Below are 20,641 nucleotides of genomic sequence, written 5' to 3'. Positions count from 1 at the left end.
GGACGCGAGGAGAGAACGTTCGGGTCGGCTTTCCAAGTAGACCTCCGTGGTAGCTGAAGTAATATGCAGAGGCTACCTCACTATGAGGTAGTGAGCAACCGTCGCTATGATCCCGTACATGGAAACCGGACACTCGCCCAACCTGAGCGAGCAGTTCATGGCCGTCGCGCGGCAGATCCGGCGCAGCCACATGACTGCGTTGGAACCGTTCGGCCTCAATCCCTCACAGAGTCGGGCCCTGCACGTGTTGGCGCGCGAGCCCGAGTCCGTGCGACTACGCGATCTCGCCGAGCACCTGCGCATCGTCGCGCGATCGGCCACCGACATCGTCGACTCCCTCGAGGCGGCGCACCTGGTGATCCGGCAACAGGATCCGAGCGATCGGCGAGCCGTCCTGGTCGAGCTGACCGACACCGGCCGCGCGCTGTTGGACAGAATCGACGACGCGCGCCGTCAGGTGTCGTCGGAAATGTTCGACGGCCTCGAGCCCGCGGAACGCGACGAGCTGAACCGACTGTTGAGCAAGATCGCCGAGACCGGCTGAACCGACCGAGTACTACTGCTCGCCGGTCCGTTCGCGTCGTGCGAGCTCGGCGAACATCGCGTTGTGCGCGGCCAGGTCGGCATCGTGATCGCGCTCGGCGGCGCGGTCACTGCGCCTGGCATCTCGATCGTCGCTGCGGGTCCATTGGATCAGCAGCGCCAGCATGACGAGCACCAGCGGAACCTCGCCTGTGGCCCAGGCGATACCGCCGCCGAGCTTCTGATCTCCGAGCAGGTCGGAGTTCCAGTCCAGCCCGAGCGTCCGGTAAAACCAGCCACCCATCACGGTGTTCATGCTCATCAGAGCCACTCCGAAGAAGGCATGGAACGGTAGCGATCCGAACACGACGGCGAGTTTGGTGACCGGAGCGATCTTGCGCGGAGACGGATCGACTCCGATGACGGTCCAGTAGAACAGGTAACCGCTGAGCACGAAGTGCAGGTTCATCAGCAGGTGCGCGCCGTGACTGTCCAGTACCGCCCCGAAGATTCCGCCGAGGTAGAGCACGTAGAAGCCGCCCACGAAGATCAGCGCCGCGACGAGCGGATGGGTGACGAACTGCGAAAGTCGACTGTGCAGGCCCATCAGCAACCACTCGCGCATCCCGGGGACGCCGTCCTTGCCGGCCGCAGGCAGTACCCGCAACGCCAGCGTCAGCGCGCCACCGAGCGCGAGGAGGACGGGGGCCAGCATCGAGAGCATCATGTGTCCGGTCATGTGCACGCTGAACACGGCCGTGGAATATCGACCGATTCCCGAGGACGTGCTGATCAGCAGCGTGAGGCAGCCCAGCACCCAGGCGACCGTACGGCCGACGGGCCACGCGTCTCCGCGCAGCCGCAGCCGACGGACCCCGATCAGATACACCACGGCCATGACGATTGCCGCGGTGCCGAAGATCAGATCGAAGCGCCAGTCCAGCGCCATGCGCGCGAACGTCGGCGGGCCACTGAGGTTGTACCCGAGTGCCGCTTCTGTGGTCGTGAGATTGGGGTCGATCTCGGCCGGCGGAGGTGTGCGGCCGAGCCCGACGGCCAGCCCGATGGTCGCAGCGAGGACCAGCACCTCGGCACCGGCGAACCGGAGCAGCGGCCCGCGGGCCGTGGGATCGGCGATCAGTGCCGGTAGGGCACGGCGGCGCTGCATCCAGCCGAAGCCGCCCAGCACGATCAGGGCGACGATCTTGCCCACGATCAGCAGGCCGTAGGTGGTGGTGAACAGGTCGGCGAGCGAAACCCGGACCAGGGCGTTGATGACGCCGCTGATGCCCATGACCACGAAGCAGACTCCGGCGATCGTGGAGAATCGGCGAGCCGCGACATCGGCGTGTGCACCACGCCTGCGAACGTGCGCCAGCAGCGCGAACAGTCCGCCCGCCCACAGTGACGCGGCCCCGAGATGCAGGATCAAACTGTTGGTGGCGATGTCGTGCGAGCCGCCTGCCGAGGAGTGTCCGCTCAGCGCGATCGGCAGCAGCGTCGCGAGGGAGAACCCGAGCAGTGCGGGCGTCCAGGCCCACCGCAACACCGTGCGCGACGCGATGGCGAGCACAACGGCCATGATGGCGGTCCAGCGCCAGGCACTGGCGATCTCCACCTGGTCGAGCGCAATCCACAGGTTGGCCGGTTTGATGGCCTCGGCGAACGGCTGCCCCGAGGTGTCGGACAACGTCAAAGGCACCAGAAGCAGGGCGCAGACGGCCCAGATGATCGACGCCACCGAACCGGTCCGGACCGCGCGGTACCCGTCGACGTCGAGAATCCCGTTCTTCTGCGGCGGTACGAGGAACGCGGCCAGCAGAAAGGATCCGATGGCGATGACGGCGGCGATCTCGCCGATGGCCCTCAGCGCAGGCAAACCGTACGTGGTGGCCGGGCCCGGATCCGGGATTCCGAGCAATACCAGCGCATCGGAGGCGGAGAGCATCACGGTGAGTGCGGCGACCACACCGGCGATGACGCCTGCGGTGGCGAACACCGTCGTGGTGGTCGACCGTGGATCGTCGTTCGTCGAACCGTCGTTCGCCCGGACATCGTCCGCCGGGAGTTCAGCGGTCGAGGGTTCGGGCTTCTCGAGATCCGGTGTTGCCATACCACCAGAGTAAGAGGTGATCGGGAGTACTCGAAACGCGAGTCCTACACAGCGTCGTACTTGTCCGCACTCACGGCCTCGCTCGCGTCGTGATGGATGCGGCCGTGTCGGGCGCGCAGGGGTTCACCGGTACCGCCCCAGCGGTGGGCGATGATCTCCGCTGCGATCGACACGGCCGTCTCCTGCGGGGTGCGCGCACCGAGATCGAGACCGATCGGGCTGGCCAGACGAGTGAGTTCCGTCTCCGTCAAACCCGAAGCCCGCAACCGAGCCATGCGGTCGTCATGGGTTCGGCGCGATCCCATCGCGCCGACGAACGCCAGCGATGGAATGCGCAACGCCACCTCGAGCAGTGGCACGTCGAATTTGGGGTCGTGGGTCAACACACAGACGACGGTGCGTTCGTCCACCTCCCCCGCCGCGAACTGCGCGGACAGATAGTCGTGCGGCCACGCGACCACGACCTGCTCGGCTGCGGGAAACCGCTGCGGAGTCGCGAAGACTGCCCGTGCGTCGCAGACCGTGACTCGGTACCCGAGGAATGCGCCCTGTTGCGCCACCGCGGCAGCGAAATCGATGGCTCCGAACACCAGCATCCGAGGCGGCGGAGCGTGGCTCGAGACGAACACCTCCATCCCCTCGCCCCGTCGCTGGCCGTCGGGGCCGTAGGTCAGGACAGCCGAACGGCCAGCGGCGAGAAGCCCTTTCGCATCGTCGGCCACGGCAGCGTCGGCACGCTCACTGCCGAGCGAGCCTCGGGTGCCCGATTCTCCGACGACGATCCTGCGGCCGAGCCGTTCCGGATCGCCGTGCGCGACAACTGTCGCCATCGCCGCGGGCACATTGGCGCGAACGTCCGCGACGAGGGCCTCGAATTCGGGAAACGTCTGTCGGGTGAGCACTTCGACGAACACGTCGAGCGTTCCGCCGCAGGTGAGCCCGACGGCGAACGCATCGTCGTCCGATACTCCGTATCGGGTGAGCACCGGAGTCCCGGTGCGCATGACGTCCTGCGCGAGTTCGTAGACCGCGCCTTCGACGCAGCCGCCCGAGACCGAACCGGCCACCGCACCGTCGGAACCGACGACCATGGCCGCTCCGACCGGACGCGGCGCGGAATCGAAGGTGCGAACCACCGTCGCGACCGCTGCCACCTCGCCGGACTGCCAGGTGCGCAGCGCGTCGTCGAGGATGTCGTGCACAGCACCTCCTTCGACCTGGGGTCGGAACGCTTCCGAAACCACCGCTTTCCCGCTGCGACCATCGCCCAACCCATGCCGGCGCGATCGGCGTATACGGAAAGGTACACTCGTCAACCGTGCTCGAGCGGGTCCGCCCGCACGTGCCAGCCTCCGTAGCTCAGGGGATAGAGCAAGGGCCTTCTAATCCCTTGGTCGCAGGTTCGAATCCTGCCGGGGGCACCCTCTGACCAGCAGAAACGTAAGTCCGTTCGGCTCACTGTGGTTGACTTCGCATAACGAAGGGTCACACGTGCATCAGCTCACTCTCGGAGTCCTCTCACGTTCGCGCAAGCCCGATGAGCGGCGACTACCGATTCACCCACTGCATTTCGATCGAATAGATGCCGATATTCGCGCCCGCATATTCCTGGAATCCGGCTACGGCGAACCGTTCGGAATTTCGGACGAGCACCTGGCCACCCAGGTGGCGGGCATTCGCACACGCGAGCAACTCGTCGCCGAGTGCGATGTGATCCTGTTGCCCAAGCCCCAGGCCGAGGATCTCGCATCCTTTCGCCCAGGGCAGACACTGTGGGGCTGGCCGCACTGCGTACAGGACGAAGAACTCACCCAGATCGCCGTCGACCGCAAGCTGACGCTGATCGCCTTCGAGGCGATGAATCACTGGACCCACGAGGGCTCGTTCAATCTGCATGTGTTCCACAAGAACAACGAGTTGGCCGGCTACTGCTCGGTGCTGCACGCACTGCAGTTGATCGGGTCGACCGGTGATTACGGTCGCCGGTTGCGGGCTGCGGTCATCGGTTTCGGTGCCACCGCTCGCGGTGCGGTCACTGCACTCAATGCCCATGGCATTCACGATGTGGACGTTCTCACCCAGCGCGGCGTCACTGCGGTGAGTTCGCCGATCCACTCGGCCAACATCGTCAACTTCGATCTCGACGACGCCGATCCACGCCAGAGTCGGGCCCTCACTCCCGACGGCCGCGTACCACTGTCGAGCTTCCTCGCCGACCACGACGTCATCGTCAATTGCGTTCTGCAGGATACCAATTCACCACTGACGTTCCTGACGAACCAGGACCTGCCGACTCTCGCGCCGGGCACCCTCGTGGTGGACGTCTCGTGCGACGAGGGCATGGGATTCGAGTGGGCCAAGCCCACGTCGTTCGCCGATCCCATGTTCACCGTGGGCGACAACGTGCGGTACTACGCCGTCGACCACAGCCCCTCCTACCTGTGGAACTCTGCCACCTGGGAAATCAGTGAATCGCTGCTGCCGTACCTTCGGATCGTGCTCGACGGACCCTCGGCGTGGAGTGCCGATTCCACCATCGAGCGTTCGATCGAGATCAGGAGCGGAATCATCGTGAACCCGAATATCCTTGCCTTCCAACATCGCAGTGCGGAGTACCCGCACACCGCAGCGTGAACGAAGCGAACGGCATGAGCATCACGTGGATCGAGGACGGTAGCGAGCGGACGTGCCGCTGGCAGTCGGAGAACGGCGCTCCCGCACCCCGCACGGTACGCATCGTCGACGATTCGACGACGGCAGACGTTGCGTACAAGCTGGCCACGATCGGCGAAGCTCTGTTGTGGCGCGGCGATTACAACAATGCTCGGCAGCTGCTGTCGGCGATGACCCGGCGGGTACCACCGGCCAAACAGTCCTCCGACGCGTCACCTGCGGAGCAGTTTCATCTGCATCGTCAACATCGAGCCAGACGTGCCCGCGTGCTGGGAATGCTTCTGGTGGAACTCGATTCGAGCTGTCGACTCGACCTGGGCCGGGCTCCGGACGTCCGTGCAGCGGTATCGGAGGCACTCGGCCCCGACGCCACGCCGTGCGTGCTGTCGCTGCGCGAGCTGCTTGGCATGGTCGGCGCACACGAATGGCGACGCAAGGGTGTCTTCGTGCCGGCGCTGGATGCCTCGATCCACCCACACTACGGCGTCTTCTCCCCCGTCCGCGGCGAGTACATCCAACTCGTCGCCGGCGCACCGCTGCCGGACACGGACCGAGCGTTCGACATCGGCACCGGCTCGGGCGTTCTGGCTGCAGTGCTCGCCCGCCGCGGCGTGACCTCGGTGGTCGCGACCGACAAGGATCCGCGGTCGATCGCGTGCGCACGAGCCAACATCGATGCTCTCGGATTTGCCGATCGGGTCGAGGTGGTGCAGGCCGACATCTTCCCGTCCGGGCGTGCGGGACTGATCGTGTGCAATCCGCCGTGGATTCCCACGAAACCCACGTCGGGCATCGAACATGCGGTGTACGACCCCGGGTCGCGAATGCTCAAGTCCTTCCTCAGCCGACTCCGCGGGCACCTGACGCCGAACGGTGAGGCCTGGCTGATCGTGTCCGACCTCGCCGAGCTGCTCGGATTGGTCACGCGCGCAGAACTTCTCACCGCCATCGACGCGGCAGGCCTGGCTGTCGTCGGCCGAACCGACACCACCCCGACGCATTCGCGCGTCACCGACAGCTCCGATGTGTTGCACGCGGCACGCTCACGCGAAACCACGTCACTGTGGCGGCTCCGCGCACGCTGACAGTGGACACACGACAGAGCCGCCCGAGCAATGCTCGGGCGGCGCTGGTGGATCCGGTTCTTCTCTACCGTTCGCGGGTCTCGAACTCGCCGTTGATCACGGTGCCCAGCGGCGCGTCACGCTCCGCCTTCTTCGCCGCCTCACGCATTTCGATTCCGTCGGTGATCAGATCACCGATTTCACGAGTGACGTCGCGGACGGCTCCGGCGATGATCACCACGATCCGGCCGACGTGAGTCGCGGCCGATTCGGTGAACTCCTGCACGGTGTCCTTGTTGCGCTCGAACTTTCCTACCAACAGGACCGCCCCCTTCGAAGTCGTCACGCTGCGCTGGTCTTCTTACGCTCGACGATAACACCGGCCGGAGCCGCCGATCCCGTGAGCGAGTTGGGCAGGGCGAGCTTGAAGATCTTGCCCCACACGGTGCCGATCTGGTGGAAGAAGCCACCGGTGTTGTACGGCAGGTCGTACTTCTCGCACAGGGCCTTGACCTCCGGCGCGATCTGCGGGTAGCGGTGCGCGGGCAGATCGGGGAACAGGTGGTGCTCGATCTGGTGCGAGAGGTTGCCCGACATGATGTGGAACAGCGGAGTTCCCTCGATGTTGGCCGATCCCAGCATCTGCCGCACGTACCATTCGCCGCGGCTCTCCTCGGCGGTCTCTTCCTTGCTGAAGGTCTGGACTCCGGTCGGGAAGTGGCCGCAGAAGATGATCGAGTAGGTCCACACGTTGCGGATGAGGTTGGCGGCGACGTTGCCGACCACGGTGGACGCGAAGAACGGCCCGGTCAGCGCGGGGAAGATCACGTAGTCCTTGAGCGCCTGCTTGCCCGCCTTGCGCCACATGCCCTGCAGCAGCGGCTTGACGTCGTGCCACTTGCGCTTGCCCGCGACGATGTTCTCCGTCTCGAGGTCGTGCAGCATGACGCCCCACTCGAAGAACGTCATCAGCAGGAATGCGTACACCGGGTTGCCGAGGTAGTACGGATTCCACTTCTGGTCCTGGTCCATCCGCAGGATGCCGTAACCGATGTCGCGGTCCATGCCGACGATGTTGGTGAACGTGTGGTGCATGTAGTTGTGCGAATGCTTCCACTGGTCTGCCGGACAGACGGTGTCCCACTCGAACACCTCGGAGTTGAGGCCGGGCTCACGCATCCAGTCGTACTGGCCGTGCATGACGTTGTGGCCGATCTCCATGTTGTCGAGAATCTTCGCCACTCCGAGGGCACCGACACCTGCGAGCCATGCAGGCGGAAGGAAGGGCAGGTACATCAACGCGCGTCCGGCGACCTCGAGGCCGCGCTGCGCCTTGATGATCTTGTAGATGTATTCGCGGTCCTCGTCACCGAGCTTGGCGACGGTGCGGGCGCGCAGGTCGTCGAGTTCGCGGCCGAGCTCCTCCACCTGTTCGTAGGTCAGCACGGTCGGCTGGTCCGGCAGGGTCTCGTCACGGCGGAAGGGCAGGACGGTGGTGGGCAGGATCGAGAGAATCGTTCCGAGCATCTGATGATCTCCAATTCGATCGGGTCGAGATGGGTCTTGGGGTTGTCGCTGTTCGAGGTGGATCTAGATGTCGATGTCGACGTCGCCCACGGCGACGGACACGCACAGCTGGATCTTCTTGTCCGATTCGGTGTCGGTCTCACCGGTCTTGATGTTCTTGGTGCAGCCGGATTTCTTCACCGAGGTGCAGGTGAAGCAGATACCCATCCGGCAGCCGTTGGCCGGTGAGAGTCCCGCCGCCTCGGCCTGTTCGAGCAGCGTCTCGCCGTCGTTCTCCGAGGACACGTCGCTGCCGGAGAACGTGGTGGTGCCGGTGACGTCGTCGCTGACGGTGGCGAACGAGGGCGTGAACTCCTCGAGGTGCAGCCGCTCGCTGAGACCTGCGTCGTCGAAGTACGACGTCACGCTCTTCATCAGTCCGGGAGGTCCACACAGGAAGGTGTCGGCCTCGGCGAACCACGGGGCCACCGCATCGAGATGTTCCTGGCCGAAGAACCCGTGCAGGTCGCCGCCGGTCTTCTGCTCGGTGTACGCGAAGACGATGTTCACGTTCTCGTGCTGGGCGGCGATCTTCTCGAGGTCCTTCTTGTACGCGACGTCGTTTTCGGTGAACGCGTAGTGCAGGAAGGTCAGGTCGCTGCTGTACCCCTCGTCCAGCAGCGACCTGAGCATGGACAGCACCGGCGTGATACCGCTGCCACCGCTGATCAGCAACGTCTTTGCCGGGCGTGGTTGGGGAAGCTCGAACGTGCCGTCCGCCTGCGACAGGCTGACCACCAGGCCGACGTACGCGTTCTTGTGCAGGTACTGCGACACCAGACCCTCGGGATGCGCCTTGATCGTCAGTTCGATCCGGCCGTCCTTGCGGTACTGCGAGCACGCGGGCGAGTAGCAGCGGGTGTGGCGTACTCCGTCGATGACGACTCCGACCTGAACGAATTGGCCGGCCTTGAAACCCTTCCACTGACGCGTGGGACGGATGGTGAGCGTCAACGAGTCTTCGGTGGACCGGTGTATCTCGGTCACTTCGCCGCGAAGGTCACGAACGGTCGTCATCGGGTCGACGAGTTCGAGGTAACGATCGAGCGCGTGGGGCGTGGCCATGGCCTCGAACAGGGAAAGAAGCGAGAACTTGCGCGAACCCGAGGCCCGCGACGGACGTTCTTGAAGCGTCATTCCATCCTCCCTTACCGGATCGAAACCTACGACCCATTCAGTGAACGATTGTGCACTAACATGAGTGTGGCAGAGCGACACCGGTACCTGTCAACGTTTATGTGACCGCCGTTACAGAGCGAATCGACAGTTCTGTGGGTGCCGGGGAGGAACCGGAAGGGAGATCACAGAATGCGCGCCCATAAACTGGACGTTGTGACAGAACCGGGGACCCGCGCCGAGCGCAAGGAGCGCACGCGGCAAGCACTGATCGAGGGCACCCTGGACCTGCTCCGCGAGCGTTCTTTCGCCAGCGTCAGCCTCCGTGAGGTCGCTCGATCCGCCGGCATCGTCCCCACCGCGTTCTATCGACACTTCGCCTCCATGGAGGACCTCGGCGTCGCTCTCGTCGAGGACAGCATGCGGATGCTGCGACAGATGCTGCGCGACGCCCGACGCAACCCCAGCACCAAGACGGCGACCGAGTCCTTCGGCATCCTGGTTCGCCAGGTTCGCTCCCACGAGGATCAATTCCGCTTTCTCAGTCGCGAACGGTACGGCGGCGTGACCGGAGTGCGCCGCGCCTTCGCCACCGAACTACGACTGTTCGTCAGCGAGCTGACCATCGACCTGTCCCGCATGCCCGGTCTGGAGCGGTGGGACGTCGCCGATCTGGAGATGACCGCAGACCTGCTCGTCTCGACGATGCTCACTGCGGTGGTCGGCCTGTTGGAAATCGACAGACCGGGTAGTCAGAACGAGAAGGATCTCATCGAGCGGACCGAGAAGCAGATCCGCATGATCATGCTCGGGATGAGCCGATGGGAACCACGACGGGCTTGACCGTTCGAGAACGAGACGGCCGCGAAGGGATGTTCATGACCGAGTTAAGTGTCGGCGAGTACGTGTTCGAGGTCGAGATGTCGGGACCACCGGACGGTGTTCCGGTGGTTGCGCTGCACGGCTTTCCGCAGACCAACGCGTCGTGGACCGCGGTGACGCCCGGCCTGGTCGGCGCAGGTTGTCGCATGATCGCCCCGAACCAGCGGGGCTACTCCCCCGGTGCCCGTCCGGTCGGCGTCGAGCACTACCGCATCGAACATCTCACCGGCGACATTCTCGGATTGCTCGACACGCTCGAGCTGCCGTCGGCGCATCTGGTCGGACACGACTGGGGTGCGGTGGTCGCGTGGCATCTCGCAGCCGAACATCCGGACCGCGTCCGCACTCTCACAGCGGCGTCGGTCCCGCATTCGGCCGCGTTCAACTGGGCCATCCGCGAGGATCCGGATCAGCAGGAGCGGTCCACGTACTTCGGGCTGCTCCGAAAACCGGAGAAGGCCGAGCGAGTTCTGGTCGAGAACGACGCCCAGCGGCTGCGCGCGATGTTCGGTGCGGACAGCCTCGACGACGAATACGTTCGGCATCTCACCGTCCCTGGGGCGCTGACGGCCGCATCGAGCTGGTACGCCGCGATGACCAGGGAGTTCGCAAACCTTCCTCCGGTAACCGTGCCCACCACCTACGTCTGGAGCAACGGCGACACCGCCATCGGTCGAGCGGGAGCGGAGCGCTGCGGCGAATTCGTCGATGCGCCGTACAGATTCGTCGAATTGGACGGAATCTCGCACTGGATCCCGGAAGAAGCGCCCGAAAAACTGACGGCCGAGATCCTGGCCCGTATCGACTCCGCCTAGACCCGTTCGGGAGCCCGCACCTTCAGCAGCGCCAGCAGTCCGGCAGCGAGGACGATGATCAGCCCGGCGATACCCGCGCGGTCGGCGTCGAACATCCACACGAACAGACCGAACAGGGACGGTGCGAGGAACGAGGCGGCGCGTCCCGTCGTAGCGAACAGTCCGAAGAACTGACCTTCGCGTCCCGGTGGAGCCAGCCGGGCCAGGAAGGTGCGGGCGGACGACTGCGCCGGCCCGACGAACAGACACAGGATGAGCCCGAAGATCCAGAACATCGTCGGTCCCGAGACGAACAGCAGAATCGTCCCGGCGGCGATCATGCAGGTGAGCGAGAAGACGATCACTTTCTTCGGGCCGATTCTGTCGTCGAACCGTCCGGCCACGATCGCTCCGAGCCCGGCTATGACATTGGCAGCGACACCGAACAGCAGGACGTCGCCCGCTCCGATGCCGTAGACGCTGACGGCCAGTACGGCTCCGAAGGTGAAGACCCCCGCCAATCCGTCCCGGAACAGTGCACTGGCTATCAGGTAGTAGACCGCGCGACGGTCCACGCTCCACAGCTCCCGGACATCGCGAACCAGCACACGGTACGAGGCCGCGAACCCGGCTTCAGCGGCCTTGGGATCGGCGACGGCGCGGGGTACCTCGGGAACGGCGAACAGCACCGGGATGGCCGAGACGGCGAACCACACGGCAGCGAGCAGAGCGACGAGTCGAATGTTCAGTCCGCCGTCGGTGCTCAGCCCCAGAACTCCGCGGGTGTCGCCGTCGCCGGCAATGAAGCCGACGTAGCACAGGAGCAGCAGTACGATTCCGCCGAAATAGCCCATCGACCAACCGAACCCGGAGACTCGGCCGATGTTCGCCGGAGTGGAGACCTGCCGCAGCATCGAGTTGTACGGGATGCTGGCCAGCTCGAACATGATGGATCCGAGACCGAGCAGCAACAGGCCGAGCCACAGATAGTGGTAGTCGTCTCGGACGAAGAACAGGCCCGCCATGGCGACGACCGTCAGCGCGGTCAGCACTCCCAGCAGCCACTTACGTTTGCCGCGCGCGTCGAAGTACTGCCCGCAGACCGGCGCGAGGAGTGCGATGACGACGCTGGACACGGCAATCGACCAGCTGAACCAGGTGGTGGCCGAGATGGAACCGGGCAGATCGTCGCCGACGGCGTCGGTGAGATACACCGAGAACACGAACGTGAGAATGACGGCGTTGAACGCGGCCGAGCCCCAGTCCCAGAACCCCCAGGCGGTGACCTGCTTACGCGTTGTGGCGACTCCGACGACAGCGGCCTCCGGCTGGGTTCCCATGGTTGCCAACACTAGACCGCGGCATCCGAATTCATCGGTGCACCTAGTTGCATAGTCACCGTGTTGCATACATACTCTCGGGTGTGGCTTTGGAACACGCGATTCTGGTTTCCCTCACCGAGCTCAGCGGCTCGGGGTACGAGCTCGCCCGCCGCTTCGACAAGTCGATCGGATTCTTCTGGAGCGCAACGCATCAGCAGATCTACCGGACGCTGACGCGGATGGACGCGGCTGGATGGATCACCGGAGAAGCAGTCGCGCAGGACGGCCGGCCGGACAAGAAGGTCTACTCCGTCAGCGCTGCGGGTCGCGCGGAGCTCGATCGCTGGATCGCCGCTCCGACCGATCCTTCGCAGCTACGCGAGGAACTCGCCGTCAAGATCCGCGGGGCCGCCAACGGTGACATCGATGCTCTCAAGATCGAAGTCGCCCGCCATCGCGATGTTCATGCCACCCGCCTCGACGTCTACCGACTGATCGAGAAGCAGGACTTTCCGGCCCCCGCTGCCCTCACCGGCACCGCGTTGCATCAATACCTGGTGCTGCGCGGCGGAATTCGCGTCGAAGAAGGATTCACCGAGTGGTGCACCGAGGTATTGGAGAAGCTGTGAAGACCGAGCAGACTGCTGGCCCGTATCCGATTCTGTTGTCTCCGTTGGATGTCGGCGCAACCACGCTGAAGAACCGCGTGATCATGGGATCGATTCACACCGGCCTCGAAGATCGCGCCCGCGACACCGGCCGCCTGGCGGCCTATTTCGCCGAGCGTGCCCGCGGCGGAGTCGCGCTGATCATCACCGGGGGCTATGCGCCCAATCGCACCGGTTGGCTGTTGCCGTTCGGAGCCAAGCTGACCAATCGCATCGAAGCCCGTCGGCATCGCCGGATCACTGCTGCCGTCCATGACGAAGGCGGCAAGATCGCCTTGCAGATCCTGCATGCCGGGCGCTATTCCTACCAGCCGCTGAGCGTGTCGGCGTCGTCGATCAAGGCTCCCATCAATCCTTTTCGGCCGCGGCGACTGACATCGAGGGGCGTCCGCTGGCAGATCCGTAACTACGTACGCTGCGCCCGGCTCGCACAGAGCGCCGGCTACGACGGCGTCGAGATCATGGGCGGAGAGGGTTACTTCATCAACCAGTTCCTCTCCGAGCGCACCAACAAGCGACGCGACGAGTGGGGCGGTTCGGCGAAGAACCGTCGGCGGATGGCCGTGGAGATCGTGCGGCAGACGCGGGCAGCCGTCGGCCCCGACTTCATCGTCGTGTTCCGGCTGTCGATGGCGGATCTGGTCGAACAAGGCCAGAGCTGGAACGACATCGTCGCGCTGGCCGAGGACGTCGAAGCTGCGGGTGCAAACATCATCAACACCGACATCGGCTGGCACGAGTCGCGGGTGCCGACCATCGTCACCTCGGTTCCGCGCGCCGCATTCGCGGACATCACCGGCAAGCTCGAAAAACACGTGTCCATCCCGGTCGCCGCGTCCAATCGCATCAACATGCCCGAGATCGCCGAGAACATTCTGGCTCGCGGCGATGCGCAGCTGATCGCGATGGCCAGGCCGATGCTGGCCGATCCGTTCTGGGTCGAGAAAGCCGCCACCGACTCCGCCGACCGGATCAACACGTGCATCGCCTGCAACCAGGCCTGCCTGGACCACGCCTTCGTCCACAAGAAGGTCTCGTGCCTGGTCAACCCGCGTGCCGGACGCGAGATCGACCTGCAACTGCTGCCGACGAAGAAGACCAAGAAGGTGGCGGTCGTCGGAGCCGGGCCCGCAGGCCTGGCCGCCGCGCTCAATCTCGCGCAACGCGGACACGCCGTCAGCCTCTTCGAGGCCAGAGACGAGATCGGCGGACAGTTCGGAATCGCACGACTCATCCCAGGCAAGGAGGAGTTCGCCGAAACGATCCGGTACTTCTCCAGTGCACTTCGCAGCGCAGACGTCGCCGTTCACCTCGACACCCGAGTCACCGCGGCCGAACTCGTCGCAGGCGAGTTCGACGAGGTGGTGCTCGCCACCGGCGTCACCCCCCGGATTCCCCGCATCCCCGGCATCGAGCACCCCTCGGTGCTGTCGTACGCAGAACTGGTGCGCGACGGCAAGCCCGTCGGCGATCGGGTCGCGGTCATCGGTGCAGGCGGTATCGGCATCGACATCTCCGAGTTCCTCACCACCGACGCCTCCCCCACCTTGGATCTGAAGGAATGGAAGCAGGAGTGGGGCGTCACCGAGCCCGAGGCCGCGCCGGGGGCGTTGACTACTCCGGTACCCGCACCGTCTCCGCGTGAGGTGTATCTGCTGCAACGCAAGCCGGGACGCATCGGCGCCGGGCTGGCGAAGACGACCGGCTGGGTTCATCGAGCTGCATTGAAAGCCAAAGGCGTGCAACAGCTTTCCGGTGTCAACTACGAGAAGATCGACGACGCGGGCCTGCACATCTCCTTCGGTGACAAGCACGAGCGTCCGCGCGTTCTCGAGGTGGACACCATCGTTGTCTGCGCCGGTCAGGAATCGGTTCGCGACTTGGTCGACGAGCTGAAGGCCGCGGGCACCACGACGCACATCATCGGCGGTGCGGACGTCGCTGCGGAGCTCGACGCCAAGCGGGCCATCGAGCAAGGCACCCGGCTCGCGGCCACGATCTGATCTGTCCGCTAGCCTGTCTCACCGTGAGCCTGCCCAAGCCCAGCCCAGATGCCCGCGCCGTCGTCACCGGAGCCTCTTCCGGAATCGGTGAAGCCCTGGCCACCGAACTCGCCGCCCGTGGTCATTCACTGATCGTGGTGGCTCGACGCGGCGAGTTGCTCGAGGCGTTGGCCGCAAAGCTCACGGCCGAGTACGGCGTCACCGTCGAGGTGCGTCAGTCGGATCTGTCGAACCGTGAGCAGCGACAGGAACTGGTGACCGAGCTGTCCGAGCGCGAGATCTCGATCCTGTGCAACAACGCAGGGATCGCAACGTTCGGGCCGTTGTCCGGTCTCGATCCCGCGTACGAGCGCGACCAGGTCGAGCTCAATGCCGTTGCGGTGCACGACCTCACACTGGCGGTCATGCCCGGCATGATCGGTCGTGGAGCGGGCGGCATCCTGATCACCGGTTCGGCGGCAGGCAACATGGCCATCCCCAACAACGCGACGTACGCCGCGACCAAGGCCTTCGTGAACACGTTCTCGGAATCGCTGCGCGGTGAGCTCGCGGGTACCGGAGTCAACGTCACCCTCCTCGCTCCCGGCCCGGTCCGCACCGAGACACCGGACCCGGCCGAGGCTTCGATCGTCGACAAGATGGTTCCCGATTTCCTGTGGATCGACAGCGCCTACACCGCGAAGGTGTCTCTCGAGGGCCTCGAGAGGAACAAAATGCGCGTCGTACCGGGTCTGCTGAGCAAGGGCATGTCGGCGGCCGGCCAGTACAGCCCGCGCAGCATCTCCGCACCGATCATCGGCAGCTTCTACAAGAAGCTCGGCAACTGATACCCGAATTTCGGTCGTTCCGCGGGCTCCACTCCCGACTGAGCAAGCTCAGCGTCGGCGGCGACGTCCGGTTCCGAAGATGCTGCGCGAGATCTCCCGCCCGGCGGCCGAGGCGGCCGATCGAAGGAAGCTCTTGACGGCAGGGTTGCCCATGATCCGCTCTGCGGCCGACGGCCCATCCGGCTCGCTCGGCGGTAGATCCGGCAGATCCGCAGGCAGGGGCGGGATGTCGAACTTCTCGGCCGGGGCCGGTACGTTCGCCACCCGCGCGTTCATCCGCTCGTAGGCCGACTCGCGATCGATCGTTTCTCGGTATTTCGAGGACAGGGTGCTCGACGATGCGGCCGCCGCGATGGCGTCGTTGCCGATGGTGTCCATCAGGGAGCGGGGCGGCCGAATCTTGGTCCACGCCACGGGAGTCGGTGCACCCTTTTCCGAGAGCACAGTCACGATCGCTTCGCCGGTACCCAACGAGGTCAGCGCCTTTTCCAGGTCGTAGGCGTCGGTCTTGGGGTACGTGCGGACCGTCTTGTTCAAGGCCTTCTGATCGTCGGGCGTGAAGGCGCGCAGGGCGTGCTGAATCCGCGCCCCCAATTGCGAGAGAACATCGTTGGGGACGTCGGTGGGCAGCTGCGTGCAGAAGAAGACACCGACACCCTTGGAGCGGATGAGCTTGACGGTCTGCTCCACCTGCTGCAGAAACGCCTTCGAGGCGTCGGCGAACAGCAGGTGTGCCTCGTCGAAGATGAAGACCAGCTTGGGCTTGTCCACGTCACCCACCTCGGGCAGCGTCTGGAACAGATCGGCCAGCACCCACATCAGGAACGTGGAGAACATCACCGGCCGCGAAGCCTGCGCCCCGAGCTCGAACAAGGTGATCACGTTTCTGCCGTCCGGCCCGACGCGCAGCAGGTCCTCGGTCTCGAGCTCGGGCTCGCCGAAGAAGGTGTCGCCGCCGTCCGCTTCGAGGTTGACCAACGCGCGGAGAATCACGCCTGCGGTGGCCGAGGAGACGCCGCCGATGCCCTTCAGGTCGGCTTTGCCCTCGTCGCTGGTCAGGTGCATGATCACCGACCGCAGGTCTTTGAGATCGAGCAGGGCGAGCCCCTGCGAATCGGCCCAGTGGAAGATCAAGCCGAGAGTGGATTCCTGAGTGTTGTTCAGCCCCAACACCTTGCTGAGCAGAATCGGGCCGAATGCAGTGATGGTGGCGCGCACCGGGACGCCGATTCCGTCGGTACCCAGGGAGAGGAACTCCACCGGATGGCCGGAGGGAGCCCAGTCCGGAATACCGGTGTCCGCTGCTCGGCTGCGGATCTTTTCGTTGTCTGCTCCCGGCTGCGACAGGCCGGACAAGTCACCTTTGACGTCGGCCATGACCACGGGAACGCCTGCGGCGCAGAGCTGTTCGGCAATGCCCTGCAGCGTCTTCGTCTTTCCGGTTCCGGTGGCCCCGGCCACGAGGCCATGTCTGTTCAATGTGGCCAACGGAATTCGGATACGAGCGGACGGATCGGCGACGCCGTCGAGCACCACGGTTCCCAATTCCAACGCGGCCCCCTCCGACGCGTATCCGGCGGCGATCTCGGCGGCCTTGCCCGTCGATGCCTGCGGCTGCCCCTGTTCCGCGGCCAACGCTTCGGCTTCGGCGGCGTCCGCTGCGGCCAGAGCTTCGGCGGCGACCCGTGCCGCTTCGACGGCGGCGGCCTTGGCAGCCTTCGCCTTCTCTGCCGGGCTGAGCGTGGGTGCCGGCTGCGTCGGGTCGACTGTCATGTCCGCGTCCTCCATGAACGTGTGCTGATGCTGAACTGGCTCGATCGCCACCGCAAACCCTAGTGGCACAGCGGCTCGCACTAGTGTGGTGCGAGTGCAGGACAAACTTGTGTGGATCGATTGTGAAATGACCGGCTTGGACCTGAGCAAGGACAAGCTGATCGAAATTGCGGCGCTGGTGACCGACAGCGAGCTCAACATCCTCGGGGAGGGTGTCGACATCGTCATCCATGCCGACGACGACGCGTTGGCGAACATGCCTGCCGTCGTCACCGACATGCATGCCAAATCGGGCTTGACCGACGAGGTGCGCGCGTCGACGGTGACGCTGGAGGAAGCCGAGCAGCGCGTCCTGGCGTACATCAAGGAGCATGTCCCGGTAGCCGGAACGGTTCCCCTCGCGGGAAACTCCATCGGCACCGATCGCGGGTTCATCTCTCGCGACATGACCGCGCTCGACACCTACCTCCACTACCGCATGATCGACGTCAGCTCGATCAAGGAACTCGCCCGCCGCTGGTACCCGCGTATCTACTACGGACAGCCGCCCAAGGGCCTTGCGCACCGCGCTCTCGCGGACATCAAGGAGTCGATCAAGGAGCTGCAGTACTACCGCCGGACTGCCTTCGTAGCGCAGCCGGGGCCCTCCACCAGCGATATTGCAGCTGTCGTTCACGATCTCGACACGCAGTCAGGGGCGGATTAGCAACCCGGGATTCAACCCGCTAGTATTGTCGACGCTGCTGATGGAGAGCCCGAAAAGGTTCTGCGGATGCGTGCAATGGTGGGCGTAGTTCAGCTGGTAGAGCACCAGGTTGTGATCCTGGATGTCGCGGGTTCGAGTCCCGTCGCTCACCCCATACGAACAAGGCCGGTCTCCTCGTGAGGCCGGCCTTTTTCGTGTCTCCATTCCCCGAGCGACGAGCCCTCCGGTCCCGCCGCAACCACGCTGACCTCGAATTACGTTGTTGTAATTCAACTTTCAGGTTTCTTGTGGGGTTAATGTGACGTACGGTTACCAATGGCACTTTTGGGGAAGAAAAGTACCAATGTGATTCATGTGGTTTTTGCTACGTGAGTTCAGCGTGCCCCGAAGCGTCACCGAACATGTTCTTACGTCCTGCGCGCACCCATCCGAGGTGCGCGGAGGACGCAGACGAGGAGGCTTTTCGTGGGTCGCAGAATGCACAGAGTCATAGCGGGTTCGATCTTGTCGGCAGCACTGTGCATCGGCACAACCGGCTTGCTCAGCCCAGCGGTGGCCACCGCTCAACCCACCATCGAACTCCCCCAGATCCCGATACCGCAGCCCGACGCGCAGCAGCGGGCCGCGATTCTCGCGGCTGTCCTGGACGCCACCGGCGTCCTGATCAACCAGGTCGCAGCCATCGTTCTCGACAGCGACGTGCTCTCCGCACCGGACTCACCGGACGCTCCGAGCACGGTGGAAGTACCCGAGATCGAACTCCCGACCGCTCCGCCGACCGTCGGGCTCGGTGGAGCAGTGCTGCCCATCGATGCAGGCGACTACCGCATAACCTCCGGCTACGGCGGGCGCAACAACCCGACCGGCAACGGCGCGCAGTTCCACCAGGGTGTCGACTTCGCTGCGGACAGCGGAACTCCGATCCACGCGGTCACCGGCGGAACCGTCGTTCAGGCCGGAGATGCAGGCGACGGATACGGCAAGCTCGTGCGGGTCAAGAGTGGCAACACCGAGACCTACTACGGCCACCAGTCCAGCATCGCGGTCTCGGTCGGCGACGAAGTGGCACCGGGCGATGTACTCGGCGCAGTCGGCAGCACCGGAAACTCGACCGGACCGCATCTGCACTTCGAGGTGCGCAACAACGGTTCGAGCGTCGAACCGGTGGCCTACCTGAAGACGCTGGGTATCGATCCCTCGCTGTACCAGACCCGCGACCGAAGCTGATCGGCCGAACTCCGCTTCGATCAGACCGTAGTGGCGTTCCCGGCCTTCCACTCGTCCCACGGGACGTTCCAGTCACCGAGGCCGTCGGTACCCGACAGCGTCCCACCGACGGTGTTCTTCACGACGACGATGTCGCCGCGCTTGGTGTTGTCGTAGACCCACTTCGCGTTGGTGGGGCTCAGGTTCAGGCACCCGTGCGAGGCGTTGGAGTAACCCTGCTGTCCCACCGACCACGGTGCGGAGTGGAAGAAGATGCCGCTGTAGGACATCCGCGTCGCCCAGTCGACCGGGGTGCGGTATCCGCTGGACGAATTCACCGGCACACCGTAGGTCGAGGAATCCATCACGAGATGCTCGAAGCGGTCGCCGATGATGTAGACGCCGTTGTCGGTGGGCGTGCTGTCCTTGCCCATCGATGTCGGCATGGTGATGACGTCCTGACCGTTGACGTTGAACGTCACCTGCTTGGTGTTGTCGTCGGCGGTGGCGATGACCGCATCACCGATCGTGAACGAGGTCGTGGCGTTCTCCTGACCGAAGATGTCGTCACCGAGATCGCGTCCGTACACGTTCACCGCCACGTCGACCTTGGTGCCCGGTGCCCAGTAGTTCTGCGGACGCCAGCGAACTTCCTTGTTGTTGACCCAGTAGAACGCGCCCTCGACGGCAGGCGTCGTGGTGACGGTGATGGCGTTCTGTGCGGCCACTTTGTCGGTGATCGGTTCGTCGAACTGAACCGCGACCGGCTGACCGATTCCGACGATGTCGCCGGGGTTCGGCAGAACGTAGGGCTTGGTGAAGTTGCCGGGCTGGCTGGTGGTGAAGCTCGATACCGTGCTCGACGCTCCCCCGAGTCCGTACGCGTCGGCCTGGACGCGGTATTCACGGTCGTAGCCGAGCGGTTCGGTGTTGGTCCACGAAAATCCGTCGGGCGAGATCGCGCCCGAGACCGGCTCGCCCTCCGGGTTGAGCATCGTCACCGAGGACAACTTGCCGTCGGCGACCGAGACGGTCACCGGGTCCGCCGGCGAGAATCCGACGGCTCCGTCGAGGACGCTCGAGGTCAGCTTCGGCTTCATCAGCTCGGTCATCGGGTTGGAATCGATCGGCACCGACGGTTCGGAGACGTCCGATGCAGAACTACATCCCGACAGGACTGCCACCGAAGCAACCACTCCCACCGCGGCGAGTACGAATCCGCGATACACCCTCATGAATCACACCACTTCCCACTTCGAGCCCGACCCGGACGATTGTGCCAGCGGAAAATCGGACACTCCACTCGACAGCCCGTTCGATGAGTAACGTTCGAGTACCAATCGCAGACCAGGAAGTTCGTGTTACCTCCCATCCGCCTCTCACCAGCTCCAGGGCGGACATCACCG

General features: G+C 64.7%; 18 protein-coding genes and 2 tRNA genes. 12 read left to right on the top strand and 8 right to left on the bottom strand.

Annotation, left to right across the window (positions count from 1 at the left end; translation table 11 throughout):
- Nucleotides 1-118 precede the first annotated feature (118 nt).
- The gene (locus CH291_RS19175; RefSeq protein WP_231893809.1) at nucleotides 119-544 is read left to right on the top strand and encodes a MarR family winged helix-turn-helix transcriptional regulator; all 426 of its coding nucleotides are present in this window, start codon (nucleotides 119-121) and stop codon (nucleotides 542-544) included.
- Between the two features lie 12 nt (nucleotides 545-556).
- Here the strand turns inward: CH291_RS19175 and CH291_RS19170 are convergent, their stop codons facing one another.
- Nucleotides 557-2,470 (bottom strand): cytochrome c oxidase assembly protein, encoded by a 1,914-nt coding sequence (locus tag CH291_RS19170; protein WP_255183252.1) that lies wholly within the window; start codon nucleotides 2,468-2,470, stop codon nucleotides 557-559.
- A gap of 209 nt (nucleotides 2,471-2,679) precedes the next feature.
- Nucleotides 2,680-3,837 carry an XdhC family protein gene (locus CH291_RS19165; protein ID WP_094688387.1) on the bottom strand — a complete coding sequence of 386 codons (1,158 nt, stop codon included), beginning with the start codon at nucleotides 3,835-3,837 and terminating at the stop codon, nucleotides 2,680-2,682.
- A gap of 146 nt (nucleotides 3,838-3,983) precedes the next feature.
- Here CH291_RS19165 and CH291_RS19160 point away from each other — a divergent pair.
- The 3 genes from CH291_RS19160 (at nucleotide 3,984) to CH291_RS19150 (ending at nucleotide 6,393) form a co-directional block, all read left to right on the top strand.
- Nucleotides 3,984-4,056: transfer RNA gene (locus tag CH291_RS19160), tRNA-Arg, on the top strand.
- Between the two features lie 70 nt (nucleotides 4,057-4,126).
- Nucleotides 4,127-5,269, top strand: coding sequence for a N(5)-(carboxyethyl)ornithine synthase (locus CH291_RS19155; RefSeq protein WP_094688386.1), 1,143 nt, complete (start codon nucleotides 4,127-4,129; stop codon nucleotides 5,267-5,269).
- 14 nt (nucleotides 5,270-5,283) lie between these two features.
- Nucleotides 5,284-6,393, top strand: a complete 1,110-nt coding sequence (locus CH291_RS19150) for a methyltransferase (protein WP_094640436.1) — start codon at nucleotides 5,284-5,286, stop codon at nucleotides 6,391-6,393.
- 64 nt (nucleotides 6,394-6,457) lie between these two features.
- On the opposite strand, the gene CH291_RS19145 is transcribed toward CH291_RS19150, so the two are convergent.
- From CH291_RS19145 to CH291_RS19135, 3 genes are all read right to left on the bottom strand, one after another.
- A complete protein-coding gene (locus CH291_RS19145; protein ID WP_032394788.1) occupies nucleotides 6,458-6,691 on the bottom strand; it encodes a hypothetical protein in 234 nt (77 codons plus the stop codon).
- Nucleotides 6,692-6,714: 23 nt separating this feature from the next.
- A complete protein-coding gene (locus CH291_RS19140) occupies nucleotides 6,715-7,899 on the bottom strand; it encodes a fatty acid desaturase family protein (protein ID WP_068050025.1) in 1,185 nt (394 codons plus the stop codon).
- 63 nt (nucleotides 7,900-7,962) lie between these two features.
- Nucleotides 7,963-9,075 carry a ferredoxin reductase gene (locus tag CH291_RS19135; protein WP_094670061.1) on the bottom strand — a complete coding sequence of 371 codons (1,113 nt, stop codon included), beginning with the start codon at nucleotides 9,073-9,075 and terminating at the stop codon, nucleotides 7,963-7,965.
- Between the two features lie 171 nt (nucleotides 9,076-9,246).
- Here CH291_RS19135 and CH291_RS19130 point away from each other — a divergent pair, with 171 nt between their 5' ends.
- Nucleotides 9,247-9,897 carry a TetR family transcriptional regulator gene (locus CH291_RS19130; RefSeq protein ID WP_179272127.1) on the top strand — a complete coding sequence of 217 codons (651 nt, stop codon included), beginning with the start codon at nucleotides 9,247-9,249 and terminating at the stop codon, nucleotides 9,895-9,897.
- A 29-nt stretch (nucleotides 9,898-9,926) separates the two neighbouring features.
- On the top strand, nucleotides 9,927-10,751 hold the full coding sequence (locus CH291_RS19125; protein WP_094688385.1) for an alpha/beta fold hydrolase: 825 nt from the start codon (nucleotides 9,927-9,929) through the stop codon (nucleotides 10,749-10,751).
- On the opposite strand, the gene CH291_RS19120 is transcribed toward CH291_RS19125, so the two are convergent.
- On the bottom strand, nucleotides 10,748-12,070 hold the full coding sequence (locus tag CH291_RS19120; RefSeq protein WP_094670060.1) for an MFS transporter: 1,323 nt from the start codon (nucleotides 12,068-12,070) through the stop codon (nucleotides 10,748-10,750). The two genes, CH291_RS19125 and CH291_RS19120, sit on opposite strands and share 4 nt — an antisense overlap.
- Before the next feature lie 83 nt (nucleotides 12,071-12,153).
- On the opposite strand from CH291_RS19120, the gene CH291_RS19115 reads away from it, so the two are divergent.
- Genes CH291_RS19115 through cmrA form a run of 3 tightly spaced genes read left to right on the top strand, consistent with a single transcriptional unit; the run spans nucleotide 12,154 to nucleotide 15,550 of the window.
- Nucleotides 12,154-12,681: a PadR family transcriptional regulator gene (locus CH291_RS19115; protein WP_068050015.1), complete on the top strand. Its 528-nt coding sequence runs from the start codon at nucleotides 12,154-12,156 to the stop codon at nucleotides 12,679-12,681.
- Nucleotides 12,678-14,723: an NADPH-dependent 2,4-dienoyl-CoA reductase gene (locus CH291_RS19110; RefSeq protein WP_094640351.1), complete on the top strand. Its 2,046-nt coding sequence runs from the start codon at nucleotides 12,678-12,680 to the stop codon at nucleotides 14,721-14,723. The genes CH291_RS19115 and CH291_RS19110 overlap by 4 nt, the downstream gene beginning before the upstream one ends.
- 23 nt (nucleotides 14,724-14,746) lie before the next feature.
- Complete coding sequence (gene cmrA, locus CH291_RS19105) at nucleotides 14,747-15,550, top strand: mycolate reductase (protein WP_094688384.1); 804 nt, start codon at nucleotides 14,747-14,749, stop codon at nucleotides 15,548-15,550.
- Between the two features lie 48 nt (nucleotides 15,551-15,598).
- Here the strand turns inward: cmrA and CH291_RS19100 are convergent, their stop codons facing one another.
- A complete protein-coding gene (locus CH291_RS19100) occupies nucleotides 15,599-17,323 on the bottom strand; it encodes a helicase HerA-like domain-containing protein (RefSeq protein ID WP_094688535.1) in 1,725 nt (574 codons plus the stop codon).
- A gap of 94 nt (nucleotides 17,324-17,417) precedes the next feature.
- Between CH291_RS19100 and orn the strand changes: the two genes are divergently transcribed.
- The 3 genes from orn to CH291_RS19085 all read left to right on the top strand — a co-directional run bounded on the left by orn (nucleotide 17,418) and on the right by CH291_RS19085 (nucleotide 19,256).
- Nucleotides 17,418-18,029 carry an oligoribonuclease gene (gene orn, locus CH291_RS19095; protein WP_082898768.1) on the top strand — a complete coding sequence of 204 codons (612 nt, stop codon included), beginning with the start codon at nucleotides 17,418-17,420 and terminating at the stop codon, nucleotides 18,027-18,029.
- Between the two features lie 78 nt (nucleotides 18,030-18,107).
- Nucleotides 18,108-18,183: transfer RNA gene (locus CH291_RS19090), tRNA-His, on the top strand.
- A gap of 323 nt (nucleotides 18,184-18,506) precedes the next feature.
- Complete coding sequence (locus tag CH291_RS19085) at nucleotides 18,507-19,256, top strand: M23 family metallopeptidase (protein ID WP_231911434.1); 750 nt, start codon at nucleotides 18,507-18,509, stop codon at nucleotides 19,254-19,256.
- Nucleotides 19,257-19,276: 20 nt separating this feature from the next.
- On the opposite strand, the gene CH291_RS19080 is transcribed toward CH291_RS19085, so the two are convergent.
- Nucleotides 19,277-20,470: a L,D-transpeptidase gene (locus tag CH291_RS19080; RefSeq protein ID WP_094688383.1), complete on the bottom strand. Its 1,194-nt coding sequence runs from the start codon at nucleotides 20,468-20,470 to the stop codon at nucleotides 19,277-19,279.
- Nucleotides 20,471-20,641: the final 171 nt, after the last annotated feature.

The organism is Rhodococcus sp. 14-1411-2a (assembly GCF_002259485.1).
Lineage (GTDB): Bacteria > Actinomycetota > Actinomycetes > Mycobacteriales > Mycobacteriaceae > Rhodococcoides.
This window is presented reverse-complemented; position numbering and strand designations above follow the sequence as displayed.